General features: G+C 49.7%; 20 protein-coding genes. 17 read left to right on the top strand and 3 right to left on the bottom strand.

The window, feature by feature from the left end:
* Nucleotides 1-52: 52 nt before the first annotated feature.
* Complete coding sequence (locus tag REH51_RS18605) at nucleotides 53-1642, top strand: peptide chain release factor 3 (RefSeq protein WP_009724464.1); 1590 nt, start codon at nucleotides 53-55, stop codon at nucleotides 1640-1642.
* 16 nt (nucleotides 1643-1658) lie between these two features.
* A complete protein-coding gene (locus REH51_RS18600) occupies nucleotides 1659-2450 on the top strand; it encodes a TatD family hydrolase (protein WP_498936538.1) in 792 nt (263 codons plus the stop codon).
* Here REH51_RS18600 and ygfZ read toward each other — a convergent pair.
* Nucleotides 2436-3407: a CAF17-like 4Fe-4S cluster assembly/insertion protein YgfZ gene (gene ygfZ, locus REH51_RS18595; protein ID WP_009724462.1), complete on the bottom strand. Its 972-nt coding sequence runs from the start codon at nucleotides 3405-3407 to the stop codon at nucleotides 2436-2438. The two genes, REH51_RS18600 and ygfZ, sit on opposite strands and share 15 nt — an antisense overlap.
* Nucleotides 3408-3584: 177 nt before the next feature.
* Between ygfZ and REH51_RS18590 the strand changes: the two genes are divergently transcribed.
* The 7 genes from REH51_RS18590 to REH51_RS18560 all read left to right on the top strand — a co-directional run bounded on the left by REH51_RS18590 (nucleotide 3585) and on the right by REH51_RS18560 (nucleotide 11261).
* The gene (locus REH51_RS18590) at nucleotides 3585-3782 is read left to right on the top strand and encodes a hypothetical protein (protein WP_009724461.1); all 198 of its coding nucleotides are present in this window, start codon (nucleotides 3585-3587) and stop codon (nucleotides 3780-3782) included.
* On the top strand, nucleotides 3782-4189 hold the full coding sequence (locus REH51_RS18585) for an OsmC family protein (protein ID WP_009724460.1): 408 nt from the start codon (nucleotides 3782-3784) through the stop codon (nucleotides 4187-4189). The genes REH51_RS18590 and REH51_RS18585 overlap by 1 nt, the downstream gene beginning before the upstream one ends.
* A 26-nt stretch (nucleotides 4190-4215) precedes the next feature.
* Nucleotides 4216-6240 carry an excinuclease ABC subunit UvrB gene (gene uvrB / locus REH51_RS18580; RefSeq protein WP_009724459.1) on the top strand — a complete coding sequence of 675 codons (2025 nt, stop codon included), beginning with the start codon at nucleotides 4216-4218 and terminating at the stop codon, nucleotides 6238-6240.
* 3 nt (nucleotides 6241-6243) lie between these two features.
* The gene (gene nei / locus REH51_RS18575) at nucleotides 6244-7068 is read left to right on the top strand and encodes an endonuclease VIII (protein WP_009724458.1); all 825 of its coding nucleotides are present in this window, start codon (nucleotides 6244-6246) and stop codon (nucleotides 7066-7068) included.
* 179 nt (nucleotides 7069-7247) lie between these two features.
* A complete protein-coding gene (locus tag REH51_RS18570) occupies nucleotides 7248-8753 on the top strand; it encodes a fumarate hydratase (protein ID WP_009724457.1) in 1506 nt (501 codons plus the stop codon).
* A 118-nt stretch (nucleotides 8754-8871) separates the two neighbouring features.
* Nucleotides 8872-10290 (top strand): cardiolipin synthase, encoded by a 1419-nt coding sequence (cls, locus tag REH51_RS18565; protein ID WP_009724456.1) that lies wholly within the window; start codon nucleotides 8872-8874, stop codon nucleotides 10288-10290.
* Nucleotides 10291-10343: 53 nt separating this feature from the next.
* Nucleotides 10344-11261: a LysR substrate-binding domain-containing protein gene (locus REH51_RS18560; protein WP_009724455.1), complete on the top strand. Its 918-nt coding sequence runs from the start codon at nucleotides 10344-10346 to the stop codon at nucleotides 11259-11261.
* Nucleotides 11262-11292: 31 nt separating this feature from the next.
* Here the strand turns inward: REH51_RS18560 and REH51_RS18555 are convergent, their stop codons facing one another.
* Nucleotides 11293-12387, bottom strand: a complete 1095-nt coding sequence (locus REH51_RS18555; RefSeq protein WP_009724454.1) for a bifunctional nicotinamide-nucleotide adenylyltransferase/Nudix hydroxylase — start codon at nucleotides 12385-12387, stop codon at nucleotides 11293-11295.
* A gap of 163 nt (nucleotides 12388-12550) precedes the next feature.
* Here REH51_RS18555 and REH51_RS18550 point away from each other — a divergent pair, with 163 nt between their 5' ends.
* Nucleotides 12551-13450, top strand: coding sequence for a YihY/virulence factor BrkB family protein (locus REH51_RS18550; RefSeq protein WP_498936536.1), 900 nt, complete (start codon nucleotides 12551-12553; stop codon nucleotides 13448-13450).
* Between the two features lie 115 nt (nucleotides 13451-13565).
* Nucleotides 13566-13841, top strand: a complete 276-nt coding sequence (locus REH51_RS18545) for an acylphosphatase (protein WP_039869634.1) — start codon at nucleotides 13566-13568, stop codon at nucleotides 13839-13841.
* An 11-nt stretch (nucleotides 13842-13852) separates the two neighbouring features.
* Here REH51_RS18545 and REH51_RS18540 read toward each other — a convergent pair whose 3' ends face one another.
* Nucleotides 13853-14803, bottom strand: a complete 951-nt coding sequence (locus REH51_RS18540; RefSeq protein WP_498936535.1) for a D-2-hydroxyacid dehydrogenase — start codon at nucleotides 14801-14803, stop codon at nucleotides 13853-13855.
* 202 nt (nucleotides 14804-15005) lie between these two features.
* Here REH51_RS18540 and REH51_RS18535 point away from each other — a divergent pair, with 202 nt between their 5' ends.
* The 6 genes from REH51_RS18535 to ybgC all read left to right on the top strand — a co-directional run bounded on the left by REH51_RS18535 (nucleotide 15006) and on the right by ybgC (nucleotide 19937).
* Nucleotides 15006-15287 carry an FmdB family zinc ribbon protein gene (locus tag REH51_RS18535; RefSeq protein ID WP_009724449.1) on the top strand — a complete coding sequence of 94 codons (282 nt, stop codon included), beginning with the start codon at nucleotides 15006-15008 and terminating at the stop codon, nucleotides 15285-15287.
* Between the two features lie 66 nt (nucleotides 15288-15353).
* Nucleotides 15354-17135 carry an aspartate--tRNA ligase gene (gene aspS, locus REH51_RS18530; protein WP_009724448.1) on the top strand — a complete coding sequence of 594 codons (1782 nt, stop codon included), beginning with the start codon at nucleotides 15354-15356 and terminating at the stop codon, nucleotides 17133-17135.
* 102 nt (nucleotides 17136-17237) lie between these two features.
* The gene (gene ruvC / locus REH51_RS18525; RefSeq protein WP_009724447.1) at nucleotides 17238-17789 is read left to right on the top strand and encodes a crossover junction endodeoxyribonuclease RuvC; all 552 of its coding nucleotides are present in this window, start codon (nucleotides 17238-17240) and stop codon (nucleotides 17787-17789) included.
* 70 nt (nucleotides 17790-17859) lie between these two features.
* Nucleotides 17860-18468, top strand: coding sequence for a Holliday junction branch migration protein RuvA (gene ruvA / locus REH51_RS18520; protein WP_009724446.1), 609 nt, complete (start codon nucleotides 17860-17862; stop codon nucleotides 18466-18468).
* 42 nt (nucleotides 18469-18510) lie between these two features.
* Nucleotides 18511-19548 (top strand): Holliday junction branch migration DNA helicase RuvB, encoded by a 1038-nt coding sequence (gene ruvB / locus REH51_RS18515; protein WP_009724445.1) that lies wholly within the window; start codon nucleotides 18511-18513, stop codon nucleotides 19546-19548.
* Nucleotides 19545-19937 carry a tol-pal system-associated acyl-CoA thioesterase gene (ybgC, locus tag REH51_RS18510; protein WP_009724444.1) on the top strand — a complete coding sequence of 131 codons (393 nt, stop codon included), beginning with the start codon at nucleotides 19545-19547 and terminating at the stop codon, nucleotides 19935-19937. Before ruvB ends, ybgC begins: the two co-directional genes overlap by 4 nt.

The following is a 19937-nucleotide window of genomic DNA, read 5'->3' as shown; positions in this document are numbered from 1 at the left end:
GATAAGTAAGGCGCCACCGCAGTCATAACGTTTTACCATTTTAGAGAACTCCATGTCTGACGCCAAATTAGCGCGCGAAGCAGAACTACGCCGTACGTTTGCGATTATTTCGCACCCCGACGCTGGTAAAACCACCATCACCGAAAAAATGCTGTTGTTCGGAAATGCAATCCAGTTAGCTGGCTCTGTTAAGAGCAAGCGTAATGATCGTCATGCGACATCAGACTGGATGAAGATGGAGCAAGAGCGTGGCATCTCGGTCACAACGTCGGTGATGCAGTTCCCCTATGGTGGGCGTATCGTGAACTTGCTTGATACTCCGGGGCACGAGGACTTTTCCGAAGATACTTACCGTACGTTAACCGCGGTTGATTCCGCGTTAATGGTGATTGATGGGGCGAAAGGTGTTGAGGATCGCACCATTAAGCTGATGGAAGTGTGCCGTTTGCGCACGACGCCTATTCTTACGTTCATTAACAAGATGGATCGCGATATTCGCGATCCGATCGAAGTTATGGACGAGGTGGAAACCGTGCTAAACATCCAGTGCGCGCCAATGACATGGCCGATTGGCATGGGGCGGCACTTTAGAGGCGTTTATCACCTCTATAACGATGTCATTCACCTTTATACTCAGGGGCAAGGCAGCCGCATTCCAGATGACAAGCGGATTGAAGGGCTGGATAGCCCGGAGGTCGATGCTGTGCTTGGCGAAGAGCAGGCTGAAGAGCTACGCATGGAAGTCGAGTTGGTACGTGGTGCTTCCCATGAGTTTGATCTTGATGCCTATCGCCGTGGTGAGCTGTCGCCTGTGTACTTTGGTACCGCAATGGGTAATTTCGGCGTGCGGGAAATGATGGACGGGTTTGTTGAGTATGCGCCGCCGCCTCAGCCACGTGAGACAGATACCCGTGAAGTAACGGCTCACGATGACCGTTTTACCGGCTTCGTATTTAAAATCCAAGCGAATATGGATCCCAACCACCGTGACCGCATTGCCTTTTTGCGTGTGTGTTCCGGTAAGTACGAAAAGAATATGAAGATGCGTCACGTGCGGATAGGCAAAGATGTGAAAATTGCCGATGCCCTTACGTTTATGGCGTCAGACCGTTCTCAGGTGGAAGAAGCGTGGCCAGGCGATATTATCGGCTTGCACAACCACGGCACGATTCAGATCGGCGATACCTTCACGGTCGGCGAGGATATGCGCTTTACCGGTATTCCTCACTTTGCACCAGAGCTGTTCAAGCGTGTTCGTTTAAAAGATCCGCTAAAAATGAAAGCGCTGCAAAAGGGTCTCCAGCAGCTCTCTGAAGAGGGCGCTACTCAGGTCTTTATGCCGATGGATAACAACGATCTGATTCTTGGCGCTGTGGGTACGCTGCAGTTTGATGTGGTGGCCCACCGTTTGAAGGAAGAGTACAAAGTTGACTGTCTGTATGAAGGGGTCAATGTACAAACCGCACGCTGGGTCTATTGCGAAGACGCTAAGATGTTAGAAGAGTTTAAGCGCAAAGCGAGTTCCAACCTTGCTATCGATGGCGGCGGCTACCTGACCTATATTGCACCAACGCGGGTCAACCTGCAGATGACCCAAGAGCGCTGGCCGGATATTCGCTTCCAGCCTACCCGCGAGCACTGATTTAGCTTCTCTTGCTATGTTGATTGATGCCCACTGCCACCTGGATTTTGCGGCGTTTGACGATGATCGCGATGCAGTCATCGAAAATGCCAAGGCGGTGGGTGTCGAGCACTTTGTTGTGCCATCAACGACCCGTTACCGATGGCCTAATGTTTTGGCGCTGGGGGTGCGGTCAGAGATAAGTCTATGCGTAGGGTTACATCCTTACTTTATCGATGAGCATTCTGATCAAGATTTAGTCGCCCTGGAGCAGCTGTTAGCAGAGCAGGAAGCCCAGGCGGGGAAACGTTTTGTGGCAGTAGGTGAGTGTGGTATCGATGGCCGTTTTACTGAAACGTTAGATAAACAGTGGGCCTACTTCGATGCGCAGCTCCGCTTGGCTAAACAGTTCGGTTTACCTGTTGTGGTGCACTGCGTAAAAGCTAATGATCTGGTAAGCAAACGGCTACGTCAGTTGGCGCTTCCTAGTGGTGGGCTTATCCACGGGTTCTCAGGTTCTTATGAGCAGGCCGCTAGGTTTCTCGATTTAGGCTATACCCTTGGCCTGGGTGGGGCGATTACTTACGAGCGCGCACTACGTCTTCGTGAAGTGGTGTCACGCTTACCCGATGATGGCTTTGTGCTAGAAACTGACAGCCCCGATATGCCGCTTAGCGGCTATCAGGGCCAGCGTAATGAGCCAAGCCGGTTGGAGAAGGTGGCTCGCGTGGTAGCAGAGTTACGTCGTCAGCCATTTGAGAAAATAGCGGCACAGAGCAGCGCAAACGCTATTCGGTTATTTCACCTGCCACATTTAAACTCCCACTAGGCTGCTGGCCAGCTGTTCGGGGTCTAGACGCTCAATGGCATAGGGAAGATCGCAGAGTGTTAGCGGGTGCCCCTGCCAATAGAGTGGGGTTAGCGCTTCAATGGCTTTAGTACTCGCGACGGCGAGCAGCTCAATTTGCTGTTTATCGCTAAACGCGCTGCTAACGACTTCACCAACTGCTTTATCCTGTTCATCCACTAATGTGTCACCGACCTGGGGTAAGCTGTTGGCAGTGGCAGTAACACGCACTAAGCGTTTCTTTACTTGGCCACGGAAATGCGCCCGTGCGACGACTTCTTGTCCTGTATAGCAGCCTTTCTTAAAGCTAATCCCCCCCAGTGCTTCCCAGTTCAACATCTGTGGGAGAAAGTGATCTTGTTGTGGGGCCGTTAACCATGCCAAACCACTGCGAATATCTTCTAATTGCCACGTGTTAAACGCATCTTCATTATCATTTATTTCAATGGCGTTCTGCTCAGCAGAATTTTCTATGCTGATTAACCAACGCCCGAGGCCTGGCAGGCATAGGGCTGTCACTTGGGCATTGCTGTGATGGGTGTAAGGTCGCTCAGGGAGAGACAAACCAAACGCTTGAGCAGCCTCGTTGGCGCTTTCACTGGCGCCTACGATGATCATTGATGACTGAGCCTGTAATTCGACGCGATAAAAAGCAGCAAATTTAGCTAAATGACTGGCGAGCATATCAATCAGTGACGTACTTAGCAGTAGCCTATAATGTTCGTTGCTGATTTTCAGCAGTTGAGCATTAGCCAGCATTCTTCCCTTTGGTGTACAAAAGCAAGTTAGAGGCGCAAAAAAGCCATTGGCTAAACTAACCTGCGCGCTTGTTTGCCCTTGTAGGAATTTCTCAGCATCGGCTCCTTTGATATCCAAGGCGGCAAGGTGAGGCAAACGGACGCAGCCGTTCATCTTGAGTAGCGAAGAAGCAGTCGCCATATAGACTCCATAAGGGAAGATAAAGTAAACGTAACGTAATCGTATTTGTATCAAAGGTGCGGGCACTGCTTGCAGATTGCAAGGGCGCTAGCGCGTGCTAGACTTCTTCGTCTGTATCAGTTTTGCATAGCTTTCAACGGCGTACCTACTTCACTCCAGCGTAGGAAAGGGCAAGGAATGGCATATCAATCATTAACGTTTCAAGGTGTTACAACGGCAGATCAGGTGAATAAGATAACCACGGCGCTGATGATGCTCGATGGTGTCGATAGTGCTGAGGTAGGGCGCTACGGTGCCGAGGTAGAGGGGCGAGCAAAGCGTGACACGCTCATAAAAGCTGTCGAGAAGTTAAACCTCGGTATAAAGGTATCCTGATGCATAAGCCAATCACGATTATCAGTGAACGTAACCATACATTTCGCCAACGAATTGAAGTGAACGGTTTGGAAGATTTGTATGGCGACGTCCCGCCTGTAGTAGGAGGTGACGGCAGTGCACCTGACCCACATGATTACTTTGATATCGCATTAGGCACTTGCAAAGCGATTACTGTGCAAATGTATGCCAAGCGCAAAGAGTGGCCGCTGGAAGGCATCACCGTTAAAGTGCAGCGCGATGATAGTGAGGAAAGAAAAGGTGTCTATAAGTTAGCCGTGACGATGACTTTTCACGGTATTGATGATCCTGAGCAGCGGGCAAAGCTAGAAGATATTAGCCACCGCTGCCCGATACAGCGGTTGATGACCCAAGCGACGGTAGATATTTCCACGTTTACCGAGTAGTTCACCTTCCTTCTAAAGGAGTAATGATGAGCAAGGAATTCCGGCTGCAGTCCAAATTTAAGCCTGCTGGTGATCAGCCCGCCGCGATACGCAGCCTGATTGGTGGGCTTGAGTCGGGGCTTGCCCATCAGACCTTATTAGGGGTGACTGGCTCGGGTAAAACGTTCACGATGGCAAACGTTGTGCAGCAGCAGCAGCGACCAACGATCGTAATGGCACCCAATAAAACGCTGGCTGCCCAGCTATATGGTGAATTCAAATCGTTTTTTCCGGATAACGCGGTAGAGTATTTTGTCTCTTACTACGATTATTATCAGCCGGAAGCCTATGTGCCTTCTTCAGACACCTTTATTGAGAAAGATGCCTCAATAAATGACCATATCGAGCAAATGCGCTTATCCGCCACGAAAGCGCTGCTAGAGCGTCGTGATGCGCTTATCGTTGTCTCGGTATCGGCGATCTATGGTCTCGGGGATCCGGATCAGTACCTCAAAATGAGGCTGCACTTTACCCGTGGTGAGCTGATTGACCAACGTGCCTTTTTACGCCGTTTAGCCGAGCTGCAATATACTCGCAACGATATGGATTTCCGCCGAGGCACCTATCGGGTGCGTGGCGATGTGATTGATATTTTTCCTGCGGACTCTGACGAAGAAGCAGTGCGGGTAGAGTTGTTTGACAACGAAGTTGATTCTATTCGCCTGTTTGACCCATTAACGGGCGAGGTGCGTACCCACGTACCACGTATGACCATCTATCCGAAATCCCACTATGTCACTCCGCGAGAAACCATTTTAGGTGCGATTGACGCGATTAAAGCAGAGCTTAAAGAGCGTCTTGAGTGGATGCGCAAACATGAGCGCTTGGTTGAAGCCCAGCGATTAGAGCAGCGCACCCTTTACGATATTGAAATGATGCTAGAGCTTGGCTACTGCAATGGCATTGAGAACTACTCACGCTATCTTTCAGGACGCGCGCCTGGCGAGCCACCCCCAACGTTTTTCGACTATCTGCCGGATGACGCGTTGCTGTTTATTGATGAGTCGCATGTGAGCGTGCCCCAGGTGGGAGGCATGTATAAGGGGGATCGTTCTAGAAAAGAGACCCTTGTTGAATATGGCTTTCGGCTACCTTCAGCGCTAGACAACCGCCCAATGAAATTTGAAGAGTGGGAATCTATTTCCCCACAAACCATCTTCGTTTCGGCAACGCCAGGCAAGTATGAAGCAGAGCATGCCAGTCAAATTGTTGAACAGGTGGTGCGCCCAACAGGATTGTTAGACCCAGAAATTGAAGTTCGTCCTGCCAGCACCCAGGTAGATGACCTGCTCTCAGAAATTGGCTTGCGCACCGCCGTAGGTGAGCGTGTTCTTGTGACTACGCTGACTAAACGCATGGCAGAAGACCTGACCGAATACTTTGATGAGCATGGTATCCGCGTGCGTTATTTACACTCCGATATTGACACCGTGGAGCGCGTGGAAATCATTCGCGACCTGCGCCTTGGTAAATTCGATGTTTTAGTGGGGATCAATCTACTTCGCGAAGGCTTAGACATTCCCGAAGTGTCGTTGGTTGCCATCTTGGATGCGGATAAAGAGGGCTTCTTACGTGCTGAACGCTCACTGATTCAAACCATTGGTCGTGCAGCCCGTAATGCCCATGGTAAAGCCATCTTATACGGCGACAGAATCACTGATTCAATGCGAAAAGCAATTGATGAAACCGAGCGTCGCCGGGCAAAACAGACCGCTCACAACGAAGAACATGGTATTACGCCAACCACGGTGACGCGCTCGGTGGCAGATATTCTTGAAGCCGCCCAAGCACCGGGCAAAAAGAGCAGTCGCCGACGTGGTAATGAGCGGAAAGTGGCAGAAAGTGCTGCTGAGTATGATGTGGCCACGATGAGCAAACATGATTTGCTGGGGGCCATCAGTAAGTTGGAAGACGCCATGTTTGAAGCCGCACAAAACCTGGAGTTTGAAGAAGCGGCGAGACTTCGTGACCAGCTTCATCAAATGCAAGAAAAACAGCTGGCGCTGGGATAAACGATGCCTGAAGGCCCCGAGATCCGCCGTGCAGCGGATAGAATAGAGAAGCAGATAGGTGGCAAACATCTTGATGACGTCTGGTTTGCATTTCCTGAACTCGCCGGGCAGGCGGACTCACTGATTGGTCAGCAGGTCCAGGCAGTGGATACATGGGGCAAAGCCATGCTTATCCGTTTTGCAGACTTACGTGTGTTGTATTCCCATAATCAGCTTTACGGCGTTTGGAAGCTACATGGCGAAAATAAGCCGCCAAACACAAAAAGGTCATTACGTGTTCGGCTGACTGCTGAGGGAAGGGTGGCCAGTCTTTACAGCGCGTCAGATGTTTCGTTGTGGCATGAGAGTGAGCTGAGCCATCATCCTTTCTTGTCTCGTCTTGGGCCTGATTTGTTAAGCCAAAATGTCTCTCCTGATGATGTGAAACAACGCCTGACGGATCCAGCGTTTAGGCGCAGAAGCCTTGGTGCGTTGCTACTTGATCAGGGGCTAGTCGCTGGCCTGGGAAACTACTTGCGCTCTGAAATTCTTTTCTTATCTCAATTGCACCCTAAACAGCGTCCTTTTGACTTAACGGAAAATCAGCTAGACGTGCTTGCCACTATGATTGTGAAAACGACGCGTCAAGCGTATTTAGACGCGGGCGTCACAAATCGAGACGTATGGATTAAGCAAGCGATTGCTTCCGGTGAGCCACGCCGGCAATGGCGATTTAGTGTGTTTGAACGTGCAGGACTTTCTTGTCATCGCTGTGGTTCGGTTATAGAGCGGATGATGGTTGGCTCGCGCCGTCTATATTTGTGTCCGACGTGCCAGCACTTAGATTAATATTTTATACCGTTATCTCATGTAGCGTTTTCTTGCCTCAGACTAATGCCGTAGTGATCAGGGACAGGTTAGTGGTGGTTGTGGCTGCCGCATAAAGGCCAATACGGTATACTTACCGTACATCTAGACGGCCATTACCAAGGTCGCAGCCAAGACGATAACCGAGGAGCTGTTAGTCCATGACCGTGATTCGCCAGGACGACGTCATTCAGAGCGTTGCCGATGCTCTGCAGTACATCTCTTACTACCATCCGAAAGATTTCATTGATGCAATGGCGGGTGCCTACGAGCGGGAAGAAAATCCTGCTGCAAAGGATGCGATTGCACAGATTTTAATTAATTCAAGAATGTGCGCTACTGGTCATCGTCCAATTTGCCAAGATACGGGCATCGTGACGGTATTTGTCCATGTCGGTATGAACGTCACATGGGACGCCGAGCTGAGTCTTGATGACATGATTAATGAAGGCGTGCGCCGTGCCTATCAGTTGCCTGATAACGTGCTGCGTGCTTCCGTTCTCGCTGATCCAGACGGCAAGCGGGCAAATACCAAAGACAACACGCCGGCGATTATTCACCACTCAATTGTGCCTGGCGATAAGGTTGATATTCATGTGGCCGCGAAGGGCGGTGGCAGTGAAGCAAAATCGAAGTTTGCGATGTTAAATCCGTCCGATAGTGTCGTGGACTGGGTGATGGAACAGTTGCCTAAGATGGGCGCAGGCTGGTGTCCGCCCGGCATGCTGGGCATTGGTATCGGTGGCACCGCCGAAAAGGCGATGATGATTGCCAAAGAAGCGCTACTCGATCCTATCGATATCCAAGATCTGCAAGCGCGTGGTCCTAGTAACCGTGCTGAAGAGCTACGTTTGGAACTGTTCGATAAAGTGAATAAAAGCGGTATCGGTGCTCAAGGCTTAGGTGGTTTAACCACGGTGCTGGATATCAAGGTTAAAGACTATCCAACCCATGCGGCTAATAAACCTGTGGCAATCATCCCCAACTGTGCAGCCACGCGTCATGCACATTTCACGCTTGATGGCAGTGGTCCCGCCGCGCTTGAAGCGCCGAAGCTAGAAGACTGGCCTGAAATTACTCGTGAAGCAGGCGAGAACGTCAAACGCGTTAACCTTGATACGGTGACGCCTGACGAGGTCAAAACCTGGCAGCCGGGTGATACGTTACTGCTGAACGGCAAGCTTTTAACTGGCCGTGACGCAGCACATAAACGTATGGTGGACATGATTGCCAAAGGCGAGCCGTTGCCGGTTGATATGAAAGGTCGCTTTATTTACTACGTGGGTCCTGTTGATCCAGTAGGTGATGAAGTTGTTGGCCCAGCAGGGCCGACCACCGCTACCCGAATGGATAAATTCACTCGCACCATGCTTGAAGAGACAGGCTTGCTAGGTATGGTTGGCAAAGCCGAACGTGGCCAGACCGCTATTGATGCCATTCGAGATAACGAAGCGGTATATTTGATGGCTGTCGGCGGTTCTGCCTACCTTGTTGCCCAGGCAATTAAGAAGTCCCGTGTCGTTGGTTTTGAAGACCTGGGTATGGAAGCAATCTACGAATTTGAAGTTGAAGATATGCCGGTTACGGTTGCTGTCGATAGCCAAGGAACTTCCGTCCATCAGACAGGCCCTGCTAAATGGAAGGAGATCATCGCTCAAAAGGCGTAGCATACTGATGGCGTAAAACCGCAATCAGTGACAAATAAGCCCCGTCTTTCGCGGGGCTTTTGTGCATTAGCAGTGAAATAATACGATAAACAGCTCACTTCATAACGAGGAAAAGGCAATGACCTCATGGTTGCTAGGGACCAGCATTATGCTGATACATCTACTGGGTATCGTGTCAGCGGTCATGGCGCTCATGTCTAGCAGAACGTCCCAAGGGGCTGTGGCTTGGATTATTTCACTGTTAACGTTTCCTTATGTAGCGCTACCTGCTTATTGGTTTTTTGGCCGCCCACGTTTCTATGGTTATGTAACGGCAAGGGGGGCGCGAGATAACGTGTTACGTAGAGTACTGATTCGTTATCGACATAACATTAAGCCACACCTTTCATTACCTGCGAGTACCGATATTCAGGCAGTTGAGCAGTTGGCCATGATGCCATTGACTAAAGGCAATAGTGCTGATTTATTAATTGATGGTGAAGCTACCTTCACAAGCCTCTTTGAAGGTATCGATCAAGCCAAAGATTATTTGCTGATACAGTTTTTTATTGTACGCAGCGATGCCTTAGGTAAACGATTCCAGCATCATTTAATTAAAGCTGCTCAACGAGGCGTGCGTGTTTATTTTCTGTACGATGAAGTGGGTAGCCGGAAACTAAATGACGGTTTTTTAAATGAGATGATAAAAGAAGGCATAGAAGTAAAAGCGTTTCGTTCTTCTCGTGGCTTCAAACATCGCTTTCAGCTTAATTTCCGCAACCATCGCAAAATTGCAGTAGTGGATGGTAAGCAGGGCTGGGTTGGTGGCTTTAACGTTGGTGTTGAATACCTTGGGCAAAATCCACGTCATGGTCCCTGGCGCGATACGCATTTAGCGCTTAGTGGGCCGTGTGTTTTGGGTCTACAGGAAGCTTTTTGGGAAGATTGGCACTGGGCAACAGGGGAGGTCATTACCCTAAATTGGCATGCGGAAAGTCACCCACAAGATGATCATCACGTGGTTATAGTGCCATCTGGCCCTGCTGATAAACAGGATACGGCTAGCCTTTTAATTCAACAGCTAATTCATAGCGCTAATGAAAGACTCTGGGTAACCAGCCCGTATTTTGTACCAGACCAAGGAGTGCAGGATGCGCTTAGGCTGGCAGCAATGCGAGGTGTAGATGTTCGCGTTATGATTCCTGAGCGCCCTGATCATCTGCTTGTGTTTCTATCCGCATTTTCATTCCTACCCGATATGTTAAGAGCTGGCGTTAAAATATACCGTTATCTCCCTGGGTTTTTACATCAAAAGGTCATCCTTATTGACAGCAGTGCGGCAACAGTCGGCACAATAAACCTGGATAATCGGTCATTTAGGCTTAATTTCGAGATAACAGCTTTCATTCCCAGCCAAGCTTTTGCCAGTAAGGTACATACCATGCTAGAGCAAGACTTTGCACAGTGTCGTCGCATTACTATTGACGAAATTAGTCAACGCCCAATGTGGAAAAAAGTGGTTTCTCGTGCGGCATATTTAACCGCACCTATTCAGTAATCAATAATAACCCTACACGCCGCTAACAACGATTTAGGCACAAGGAGTTTTGGGTGAATTTAGAAACAAAATGGCTCGAGGATTTCGTTGCTTTAGCCAATACACGAAGCTTTTCGGCATCTGCCAGGCAGCGTCACGTCACTCAGCCTGCGTTCAGCCGTCGTATTCGTGCGCTAGAACAAGCGGTAGGGGTCATCTTAGTCGATCGTTCCACGACGCCGATTGGCCTGACGTCAGAGGGTCAACTGTTTTTGATCACCGCACGAAATTTAGTGGAACAATTAAACGAATCATTAAGCCACCTTCGAGGGGTTTCTATTGCGAATGAAGCTCTCGATATCGTAGCGGCTCATTCGTTGGCACTGAGTTTTTTCCCTCCTTGGATTTCTCGGCTACAAAAAGGCTTAGGTGAACTGCCAACTCGGTTGGTAGCCATGAACGTTGGCGAGGCTATCCATATTTTGCGCGAAGGTAACTGTGATTTGATGTTGGCATACTACGACCCATTTGCCACCATGCAGCTAGACGCAGAAGTCTTTCCCTCTTTTTCTATTGGCCAAGTGAAAATGTTGCCGGTCTCGCTGCCGGATGAACACGGCCAACCGCTTTTCTCAATTCAAAATGACAGCTCAATTCCTTATTTAGCTTATACGCAGGGCGCATTCCTAGGGCGAAGCGTACGAATGTTGCTTAAAAACGACCCACTACGATTGAAGCTTCGCACGGTTTATGAAACAGCTATGGCGGAAGGATTAAAAGGCATGGTTCTTCAAGGAGTGGGCATCGCTTGGATTCCTGATTTTTGTATTCGTGAAGAGCTCAAAACTGGAAAATTAGTAAGAGCTGGGGATGAAAACTGGGATATTCCTTTAGAAATTAGACTTTACCGTTGTTCGTTAGTCCATAAACCCGGTGTCGAGCGTCTTTGGCGTCAAATGATGAAGCTGCCACGCGATTTTCTGCAGGCATAGCCTGCAGAAAGTCTAGGAAAACCCTTATATCTTAAAATGTACCTAAATCTGCCGGTAAACCGAGAAAGTTTTGAATGATAAAAAAGTGATCTTCAAACAAGCTTTCAGGTTCTAAATCAGCAAGAGCGACCCAGCGGGCATGATCGCCGCCTTTGACTGGCTTTAAACGAGGTAGCTGTTGATCCGGCCTGAGAGCAAAATAAAAGGCTTCCGCTAACGTTCGTCCTCGCCAACTGCGATGAGGTTCATCAAACAGGCGTTGTCCGCGTAGCGAGCCTTTTAAAACGGGCTCGGGCACTTTTAGCCTTAAGCGTTCACGGAGCTCCCTTAAGCAAGCGTCTAATAAGCGCTCATGGGGGTTTATGAAGCCTCCGGGTAATGCAAAAAGTCCTTTGCCCGGCGCAGCTGTTCGCTTTACTAGCAGAATATGTCCCGATTGGACGACAACCGCATTAACGGTCACGAAAATGGGCGGATAAGGGGCTTGTGCCCAAGCTTGCTTATATTGATCCAGTAGCTGTTGCTCTTCCAGCAAGCGGTGGTAGGCAATACCTTTGCAAAACCTATCAACGCTTTTGACGACTTCGGGCGGTAAATCGTGGTAAGCGCCTGTGCTCAAATAGTCATCGGTAGAACCGGGTGAGCGAAACAGCCGCTCGCGTATTTGACTCGCTGAAATACCCTCAACGAGTGGAACACTAACGGACTCCCATTGAGGAAAAAGCGACAAATAGTAGCTGGATTGCCCCCTGCTTGCACCAATCAAGCCAATACGAGGTAAGCGAGCGTTTGCAGGCGAAGCCAAGTCACGCACTTTGCGCTGCACATCACGTACCCACACATCGTCGTTGTAAAGCGCGTCAAGTAGAGGCGTGATTTCCAGGCGTTGATTGTCTTGATCATCAAACCCAGAGCGAATCATTACTTGACGCTCATCGAAATTCCAAGGGTTGCGCAACGAGCGCGCCTGCCAAGCCGAGCCCACTAATACGATGACTTGGCGTGCCTGTTTTAACGCCTCACGGATAATGGCCAGGTGGCCAAGATGGGGAGGCTGAAAACGACCAATAAACACCAAGCAATCAAAGTCGTAAGCCGTAGCAGATTCAACAGCATCCGAATTCATAACGCTTCCTTGGTCGTAGGAGAGAAAGGAGGGCCATTATGAAGTGGGCTGTTAAGGCGCGCAATGTGTCTTCACCTGCGCTCAACGCTTTAGTTCGGTATGATTGTCGGAAGTATCTTGCGTTGGTGCTTGATAGGGAAACTTTTTTGTTAAGGGAATGAATATGCTGAAAAAAACGATCATTTTTTGGTGGAACGTGGTTCAAGATGCAACGGCGTTATGGCTTGAACGAAATGCTTTCAGCTATGCAGGTTCATTAGCGTTTTACACACTGTTCTCTTTGGCGCCTACCGTTATTATAGCGGTAACGGTCATTGGCGTGGTGCTAGGTGAAGATGCTGCTCAAGGCCAAATTGTTGCACAACTCCAGGATACTTTAGGAGCTGAAGCAGCGTTCGCGATTGAGCAGGCTGTCGCCCAGTCACGCATCGAGGAGTCAGGTATCTTACCGACAATACTTGGCTTTGTGGCCTTGTTGGTGGGTGCCACGACCGTATTTGCACAGATGCAATTTTCGCTCAATACCATTTGGGGCGTTACTGCAAAGCCCACCTCAAATAGCGCGTTTATCTTCATAAAAAATCGTTTACTTTCCTTAACGGTCGTTTTGTCTATTGGCTTCATCCTACTGGTATCGTTAGTGCTGGGAGTCATCTTACGGGGTATGCTCCATGGAGCAGGTAATTTATTACCCTATGCCAGTTTATTAACCACATCGCTTGAGTCGCTAATCTCACTAGCGATGGTGACATTGTTGTTCGCTACTATTTTCAAGGTATTGCCAGATGTTGTTCTCCATTGGCAAGATGTGCTGATTGGCGCGGTAGTAACCTCTGTGCTGTTCACAATTGGGCGCAGCGTTATCGCTATATATTTGGCATATCCCGCCACAGCGTCTACCTATGGCGCAGCGGGCTCTGTCGTCATGATTTTGCTATGGGTATATTACAGCTCATTAATTTTACTATTTGGCGCTGCTTTTACTCGCTCTTTGCTACTCCGTCGTGGACGCCCATTAGTGCCACGTAATAGTGCAGTGCTAGTGAAGCGAGAGCTGGTTTAAACAGGCTGGGGGGGAGCCAAACCCGAAGAAAACCCGTTTGAGAAGAATGGGGATTAACAGAATTCAGTCTGGGCATTTATCAGACTGAATTCTACAAGCACTAAGAGGGCAATCTATGTCTACTTGTTGTGTACGTGCCTATGTGACAGGGAAGGTGCAGGGAGTGTGGTTTCGGCGTTCAACACAGGAACAAGCGCTGCAGCGGGGGCTGACGGGGTATGCCAAAAATCTAGCCGATGGGCGTGTCGAGGTATTGCTATGCGGCAATTCTGATGCCGTATCTGTGCTAACTGAATGGTTATGGGAAGGGCCAAAAGGAGCGCAGGTAACCCATGTCACCATTGAAGTGCTGGATAACCACCGCGCCCCTGATCATTTCGCCACCTATTAATCAGTGCTTAATCAGCTCGCCTCGTTTTGCCATTGCTTAATATTATCAGCAGTTAGCGCTACAATGTTCTGGCGAGCCTCAGGAGTGATCCAGGCATTGTGAGGGGTCACGATCAAATTGAGTGCTTCGCCTTCGGCTAATGCTGCTAATAGAGGGTGTCCTTCTTTCGGCGGCTCTGTGGGAAGCACATCAACCGCTAATCCACCAATCTTGCCATCGCGAAGCGCCTCAAGCGCGGCTTCTTCATCGATGATACCGCCTCGGGCACAGTTGATTAGTAGCAATGATGGTTTTGCGTTTATCAATCGTGTGCGATTAATAAGGTGCTTAGTTGTCTCGTTAAGCGGGCAGTGCAAGCTGATAATATCTGCCGTTGGTAATAAGTCATCAAGAGAGGGCCGTTTATCGTCTAATTCATTTCCAGGCCGAGCGGCAAATGTAACCTTCATCCCAAACGCTTCGGCTAAACGCGCCACTTCTGAGCCAAGCTCACCTTGACCTACCATTACCAGATGCTTACCCGAAAGCTGCAGCGTCGAGTGGCTTTGTAAGCAAAAGAAATCGCTGCCCTGCCACTCTCCACGAGCAATGTCGGCTTGATAACGTGGCAATCGATTTGCTAATGCCAGCATAAGCATCAGTGAGTGCTGAGAAACGCTAGCCGTGCCGTAGGCGGTGACGTTTTTTACAATAATATTTTGGGCTTTAGCAGTAGTGATATCAATGTTGTTAAGCCCTGTAGCCAGCACACATATAAGCTTGAGTTTAGGCAGGCTTGCCAGTGTTTCAGCATTTAGCATGACCTTGTTGACGATCGCGATGTCCGCATCTGCCAAGCGCTCACCTGCCTGCTCCGAAGTGCTTTGCTGATACACATCTAGATGACTAACAATGTGTCGAATTGCTGTTAGATCAATATCCGCGCCTAAGCTCTCGGCATCCAGCATTACCGCATTGGGCATGTTTCTTTTCTCCATTATCTGCTGAAAAGCGCTTGGCCTTGCTCAGCAGGGGGCACAAAAGGGTATAATGTGTCGCTCTATCAACCGCAGTCTTGGAATTTATCCCGGCAGCCCACATATTTTCTGCCTGGCAACCATTAGATTTGCCGCTAGTCTATATAAATTTAGCCTGTCGGAGTTGAGCTTTTCAGGAGTTATCAACATGCCCATCTATGAGTACGAGTGCAAGGCCTGCGGTCATCGCATGGAAAAATTGCAGAAAATCAGCGCGGATCCGCTTAAGGATTGCCCAGCGTGCCAGCGAGCAAGCCTTGAACGCTTGGTCTCAGCGGCTGGTTTCCGTCTTGCTGGCGGCGGTTGGTATGAAACCGATTTTAAAACAGGAAGTAAGAAAAACTTGGCTGCAGAAGGCCAATCTACTTCCAGCACTGGTGCCACAAGCGATACCAGTAGCACACCAACGAAAAAGGGCGCCGCGGCTTAGCCGCGGTTGTCAGGGTCAGAACGACCCACGACAATCTCATTGCCACGAAACAGAACAGGATTAGACATGCGCAGCCATTATTGCGGCCAGCTTAACGAAACTTTGGTGGAACAAACGGTCACTGTCTGCGGTTGGGTTCATCGCCGCCGTGACCACGGTGGGGTCATCTTTTTGGATATGCGCGATCGCGATGGCATCGCTCAATTCGTTGTCGACCCTGATACCGCCGAGGCATTTGCTAATGCTGACCGTGCTCGCAGTGAGTACGTGCTTCGTATTACTGGCCGTGTCCGGCTGCGCCCTGAAGGAACGCAAAACCCCAACATGCCGACCGGCATGATTGAGGTATTAGCGAAAGAGGTGGAAGTACTCAATACGGCTGCCACACCGCCTTTTCAGCTAGATGAGCATAATAAAGTAGGTGAAGAAGTTCGCTTAAAGCACCGCTATATTGATCTTCGTCGCCCGGATATGATTGAGAAGCTACGCTTGCGTTCGCGTATTTCTCATAACGTTCGCGCCTATTTGGAAAATCAAGGTTTCCTGGATATTGAAACGCCGGTATTGACTCGCGCAACGCCGGAAGGTGCCCGCGACTACCTCGTTCCTAGCCGAACACATGCAGGTAGCTTCTTTGCACTACCTCAGTCGCCTCAGCTATTTAAGCAGCTGTTAATGGTGGCCGGGTTTGATCGCTACTACCAGATCGCTAAATGTTTTCGTGATGAAGACCTGCGAGCTGATCGCCAGCCTGAGTTTACGCAAATCGATATCGAGGCGTCTTTTGTTGAAGAAGACGACATCATGGGCATTACCGAAGCCATGATTCGTCAACTCTTCCAGGAAGTGCTAAGCGTTGAGCTCCCTGACTTCCCGAGGATGACCTGGCAAGAAGCAATGGATCGCTTTGGCTCTGATAAGCCGGATCTACGCATCCCGTTAGAGTTGGCTGATGTTGATGATCTGATGCAACAGGTTGATTTCAAAGTCTTCTCTGGCCCAGCAAGTGCGGAAGATGGTCGTGTTGCGGCACTAAAAGTCCCGGGTGGCGCCAAATTGTCTCGTAAAGAAATCGACGAATATACTAAATTCGTTGGTATTTACGGTGCGAAAGGGCTGGCGTGGATTAAAGTCAACGAGCGTGCGAAAGGGCTTGAAGGTCTTCAATCACCCATTGTTAAGTTCATGGAAAATGTTGTCGAAGAGCTGCTTGATCGTGTAGGCGCTGAGGATGGCGACATCATTTTCTTTGGTGCGGATAAAGCTCGCATCGTCAATGAGGCAATTGGAGCATTACGCGTCAAGTTAGGTGCTGACCTTGAGCTTTACACCCAAGCCTGGGCTCCGTTATGGGTTGTCGATTTCCCGATGTTTGAAGCGGACGACAACGGTCGCCTGAGCCCGTTACATCACCCGTTTACCGCACCTTCTTGCTCGCCAGAAGCGCTTAAAGCTGACCCAGCGAATGCCTTGTCGCGTGCTTACGATATGGTGCTTAACGGAACCGAGCTGGGTGGTGGCTCCATTCGTATTCACGATCAAACCATGCAGAGCACTGTCTTTGAAATTTTGGGCATTGGTCAACAGGAAGCACAAGAAAAGTTTGGCTTCCTGCTGGATGCTCTTCAATACGGCGCGCCTCCCCATGGTGGCCTAGCGTTCGGCTTGGATCGCCTAGTCATGCTGATGGCTGGAGCTAAGACAATTCGTGAAGTTATTGCCTTCCCGAAAACCCAAAGTGCCGGCTGTTTAATGACTGACGCACCAGGTGAAGTCAGTGCAGATCAGTTGAAAGACTTAAACATCCGTCTGCGCCAAAAAGCCAAAGCAGAGACCGCCAGCGAATAATTGCTAACGCTGCTTTTTAGCTCAGCACCGACGTTTAGGCGTCGGTGTTTTTGTTTGCATAAAATGCGCACGTAACAGTTCGCTATCAATAGGAAAGGTGACATGGATGAAAAGCAGCCCGCTCCCACTATTCGGATTTTGGGTATCGACCCAGGTTCGCGTATCACGGGCTATGGCGTCATCGATTTAGTGGGTGTTAAGCCTCATTATGTTGCCAGTGGCTGTATTAGAACGACCGATGGCCCGTTAGAGCAGCGCTTGGCACAAATTTATGCAGGCTTAAGTGAAGTAGTTGGGCTGCATCGGCCTAATGCGGTCGCCATTGAGCGAGTCTTTATGGCTAAAAATCCCGATTCAGCGCTGAAGCTTGGTCAAGCACGGGGCACGGCTCTCGTCTGCATCGCGAATCATGGGCTGAACATTGCAGAATACGCAGCAAGGCAAATCAAACAAGCCGTTACTGGCCAGGGGGGCGCAGATAAAAGTCAAGTACAGCATATGGTCACTGCTATTCTACAGCTCTCTTCGACGCCTCAGGCTGACGCCGCAGATGCGTTAGCTATCGCGCTTACCCATGCGTATGCAGGGCATGGTCTGCTTACTGCACCCTCTAAGGGAAGCCGCCGGCGCAGTACGGGGCGGTGGCGGCTTTAGATGCTTACTGGTCATCTGTACAGAGTGTCTTTATAGTAAATGGCAGCTTTTTATTATTGCGAGCATACACATGATCGGTCGTATTAATGGTTTTTTGTTAGAAAAGCATCCCCCTTGGATTGTGGTTGATGTGCATGGTGTCGGTTACGAGCTAGAAGCCTCTATGAATACCCTAGTGGCACTTCCTGCTGTAGGCGAAAACGTATCCATGTATACACACCTTACGATTCGTGATGATGCTCATTTGCTTTATGGTTTCGGGCGTGAGCAAGAGCGCGCACTGTTTCGTGCCTTGATTAAAGTCAACGGCGTAGGGCCAAAACTAGCGTTGGCCATCTTGTCCGGAATGGACGAAGCAGCCTTTATGCGCTGCGTACGTGACGATGATAGCAAAGCACTGACTAAGCTTCCTGGCGTTGGCAAAAAAACCGCAGAGCGGTTAATTATTGAAATGCGTGACCGCTTCCCAGAATGGGAGAACGCCGCCGACGCGCCCCTCGCGTTAGAAGCGGCTAATGGTGAACCAGCCCCCCGTGACACGTTGGCAGATGCAGAAGCTGCCCTGGTGAGCTTGGGCTATAAGCTCACTGAGGCCTCTAAAATGTTGGCTGACATCAATCCCAAGCAGTCAACAGAGGCGATTATTAAAGCCGCGCTGACAAAACGCATGACTGGGTAACAACGTAGGTTATTTCATGGAACGACTGATAGTGCGCACCTTATGTTAGAACATGACCGACTAATCGCAGCTGATCCCGAGCAAGGGGAAGGGCGTATTGATCATGCTATTCGTCCTAAACATTTAAAGGATTATATTGGGCAGCCGCGTGTACGCGAGCAGCTCGAAATTTTCATGGGGGCTGCAAAGCTACGTCAGGAAAGCCTGGATCATACCTTGGTATTTGGCCCCCCGGGGCTTGGTAAAACAACGCTTGCTAATATTATTGCTACCGAAATGGGTGTAGGGCTGAAATCGACCTCTGGCCCAGTGCTTGAGCGTGCAGGTGACTTAGCCGCGATGCTGACGAACCTAGAGCCTGGTGATGTGCTGTTTATTGACGAAATTCACCGGCTGTCTCCCGTGGTAGAAGAGGTGCTCTATCCGGCGATGGAAGATTTTCAGCTAGATATAATGATCGGTGAAGGGCCTGCAGCACGCTCAATCAAACTAGATTTACCTCGCTTTACATTAGTAGGAGCGACGACGCGCGCAGGCTTGCTCACCTCTCCCTTACGTGACCGTTTTGGCATTGTGCAGCGACTGGAGTTTTACAACCTTGAAGAGCTTACCGAGATTGTTACTCGCTCAGCACGTTTGCTAGGTGTTGAAACGAGCCATGAAGGTGCTGTCGAGGTTGCTAAGCGTTCCAGAGGTACCCCGCGTATTGCCAATAGACTGCTTCGTCGGGTGCGTGATTATGCAGAAATAAAAGGTAATGGCATCGTTGATGTTACTCTCGCCGATGCGGCACTCAACATGCTAAATGTCGATCATCATGGGCTGGATCATATGGATCGGCGCCTTTTGCTGGCAATGATCGATAAATTTGATGGCGGCCCTGTCGGTGTTGACTCGATTTCAGCCGCTATCAGTGAAGAACGCGGTACCATCGAAGACGTCATTGAACCTTACTTGATTCAACAAGGGTTAATGATGCGCACACCCAGAGGCCGCGTAGTGACGCGGCAAGCGTGGCTACATTTCAACAAAACGCCACACGAGCATGCTATTGATCCAGAGGGAGAGCGTCGCCCATGAAAAATGGGGCCACTATGCCGGTGCGCGTATATATGGAAGATACTGACGCCGGCGGGATTGTCTACTACGTTAACTACTTGAAGTTTATGGAGCGCGCCCGCAGTGAGTGGTTGCGTACATTAGGCCTTAATCAGCAATCTTTGCTAGACGATGGTACCCAGCTAGTGGTATATCGCTTGGCCTGCCACTACAGCAAGCCTGCACGCTTGGATGACTCGCTTATTGTCAGTACAAATGTTGAGAGCGTTGGTCGATGCCGCATGACTTTTTTGCAGCAAGTGCAGCGAGATGAGGAACTCTTATGCGCTGCTACAGTCGAGATAGCCTGCTTGTGTGCTCACAAGATGCGACCAAAAGCATGGCCTAAAACGTTGAAAGCGCTCGGTTGA

It is taken from the genome of Halomonas bluephagenesis, from assembly GCF_054790765.1.
This window is presented reverse-complemented; position numbering and strand designations above follow the sequence as displayed.

Coding starts and splice junctions, on each gene's coding strand:
- REH51_RS18605 (WP_009724464.1), top strand. CDS start 53: ATGTCTGACGCCAAATTAGCGCGCGAAGCAGAACTACGCCGTACGTTT.
- REH51_RS18600 (WP_498936538.1), top strand. CDS start 1,659: ATGTTGATTGATGCCCACTGCCACCTGGATTTTGCGGCGTTTGACGAT.
- ygfZ (WP_009724462.1), bottom strand. CDS start 3,407: ATGGCGACTGCTTCTTCGCTACTCAAGATGAACGGCTGCGTCCGTTTG.
- REH51_RS18590 (WP_009724461.1), top strand. CDS start 3,585: ATGGCATATCAATCATTAACGTTTCAAGGTGTTACAACGGCAGATCAG.
- REH51_RS18585 (WP_009724460.1), top strand. CDS start 3,782: ATGCATAAGCCAATCACGATTATCAGTGAACGTAACCATACATTTCGC.
- uvrB (WP_009724459.1), top strand. CDS start 4,216: ATGAGCAAGGAATTCCGGCTGCAGTCCAAATTTAAGCCTGCTGGTGAT.
- nei (WP_009724458.1), top strand. CDS start 6,244: ATGCCTGAAGGCCCCGAGATCCGCCGTGCAGCGGATAGAATAGAGAAG.
- REH51_RS18570 (WP_009724457.1), top strand. CDS start 7,248: ATGACCGTGATTCGCCAGGACGACGTCATTCAGAGCGTTGCCGATGCT.
- cls (WP_009724456.1), top strand. CDS start 8,872: ATGACCTCATGGTTGCTAGGGACCAGCATTATGCTGATACATCTACTG.
- REH51_RS18555 (WP_009724454.1), bottom strand. CDS start 12,387: ATGAATTCGGATGCTGTTGAATCTGCTACGGCTTACGACTTTGATTGC.
- REH51_RS18550 (WP_498936536.1), top strand. CDS start 12,551: ATGCTGAAAAAAACGATCATTTTTTGGTGGAACGTGGTTCAAGATGCA.
- REH51_RS18545 (WP_039869634.1), top strand. CDS start 13,566: ATGTCTACTTGTTGTGTACGTGCCTATGTGACAGGGAAGGTGCAGGGA.
- REH51_RS18540 (WP_498936535.1), bottom strand. CDS start 14,803: ATGCCCAATGCGGTAATGCTGGATGCCGAGAGCTTAGGCGCGGATATT.
- REH51_RS18535 (WP_009724449.1), top strand. CDS start 15,006: ATGCCCATCTATGAGTACGAGTGCAAGGCCTGCGGTCATCGCATGGAA.
- aspS (WP_009724448.1), top strand. CDS start 15,354: ATGCGCAGCCATTATTGCGGCCAGCTTAACGAAACTTTGGTGGAACAA.
- ruvC (WP_009724447.1), top strand. CDS start 17,238: ATGGATGAAAAGCAGCCCGCTCCCACTATTCGGATTTTGGGTATCGAC.
- ruvA (WP_009724446.1), top strand. CDS start 17,860: ATGATCGGTCGTATTAATGGTTTTTTGTTAGAAAAGCATCCCCCTTGG.
- ruvB (WP_009724445.1), top strand. CDS start 18,511: ATGTTAGAACATGACCGACTAATCGCAGCTGATCCCGAGCAAGGGGAA.
- ybgC (WP_009724444.1), top strand. CDS start 19,545: ATGAAAAATGGGGCCACTATGCCGGTGCGCGTATATATGGAAGATACT.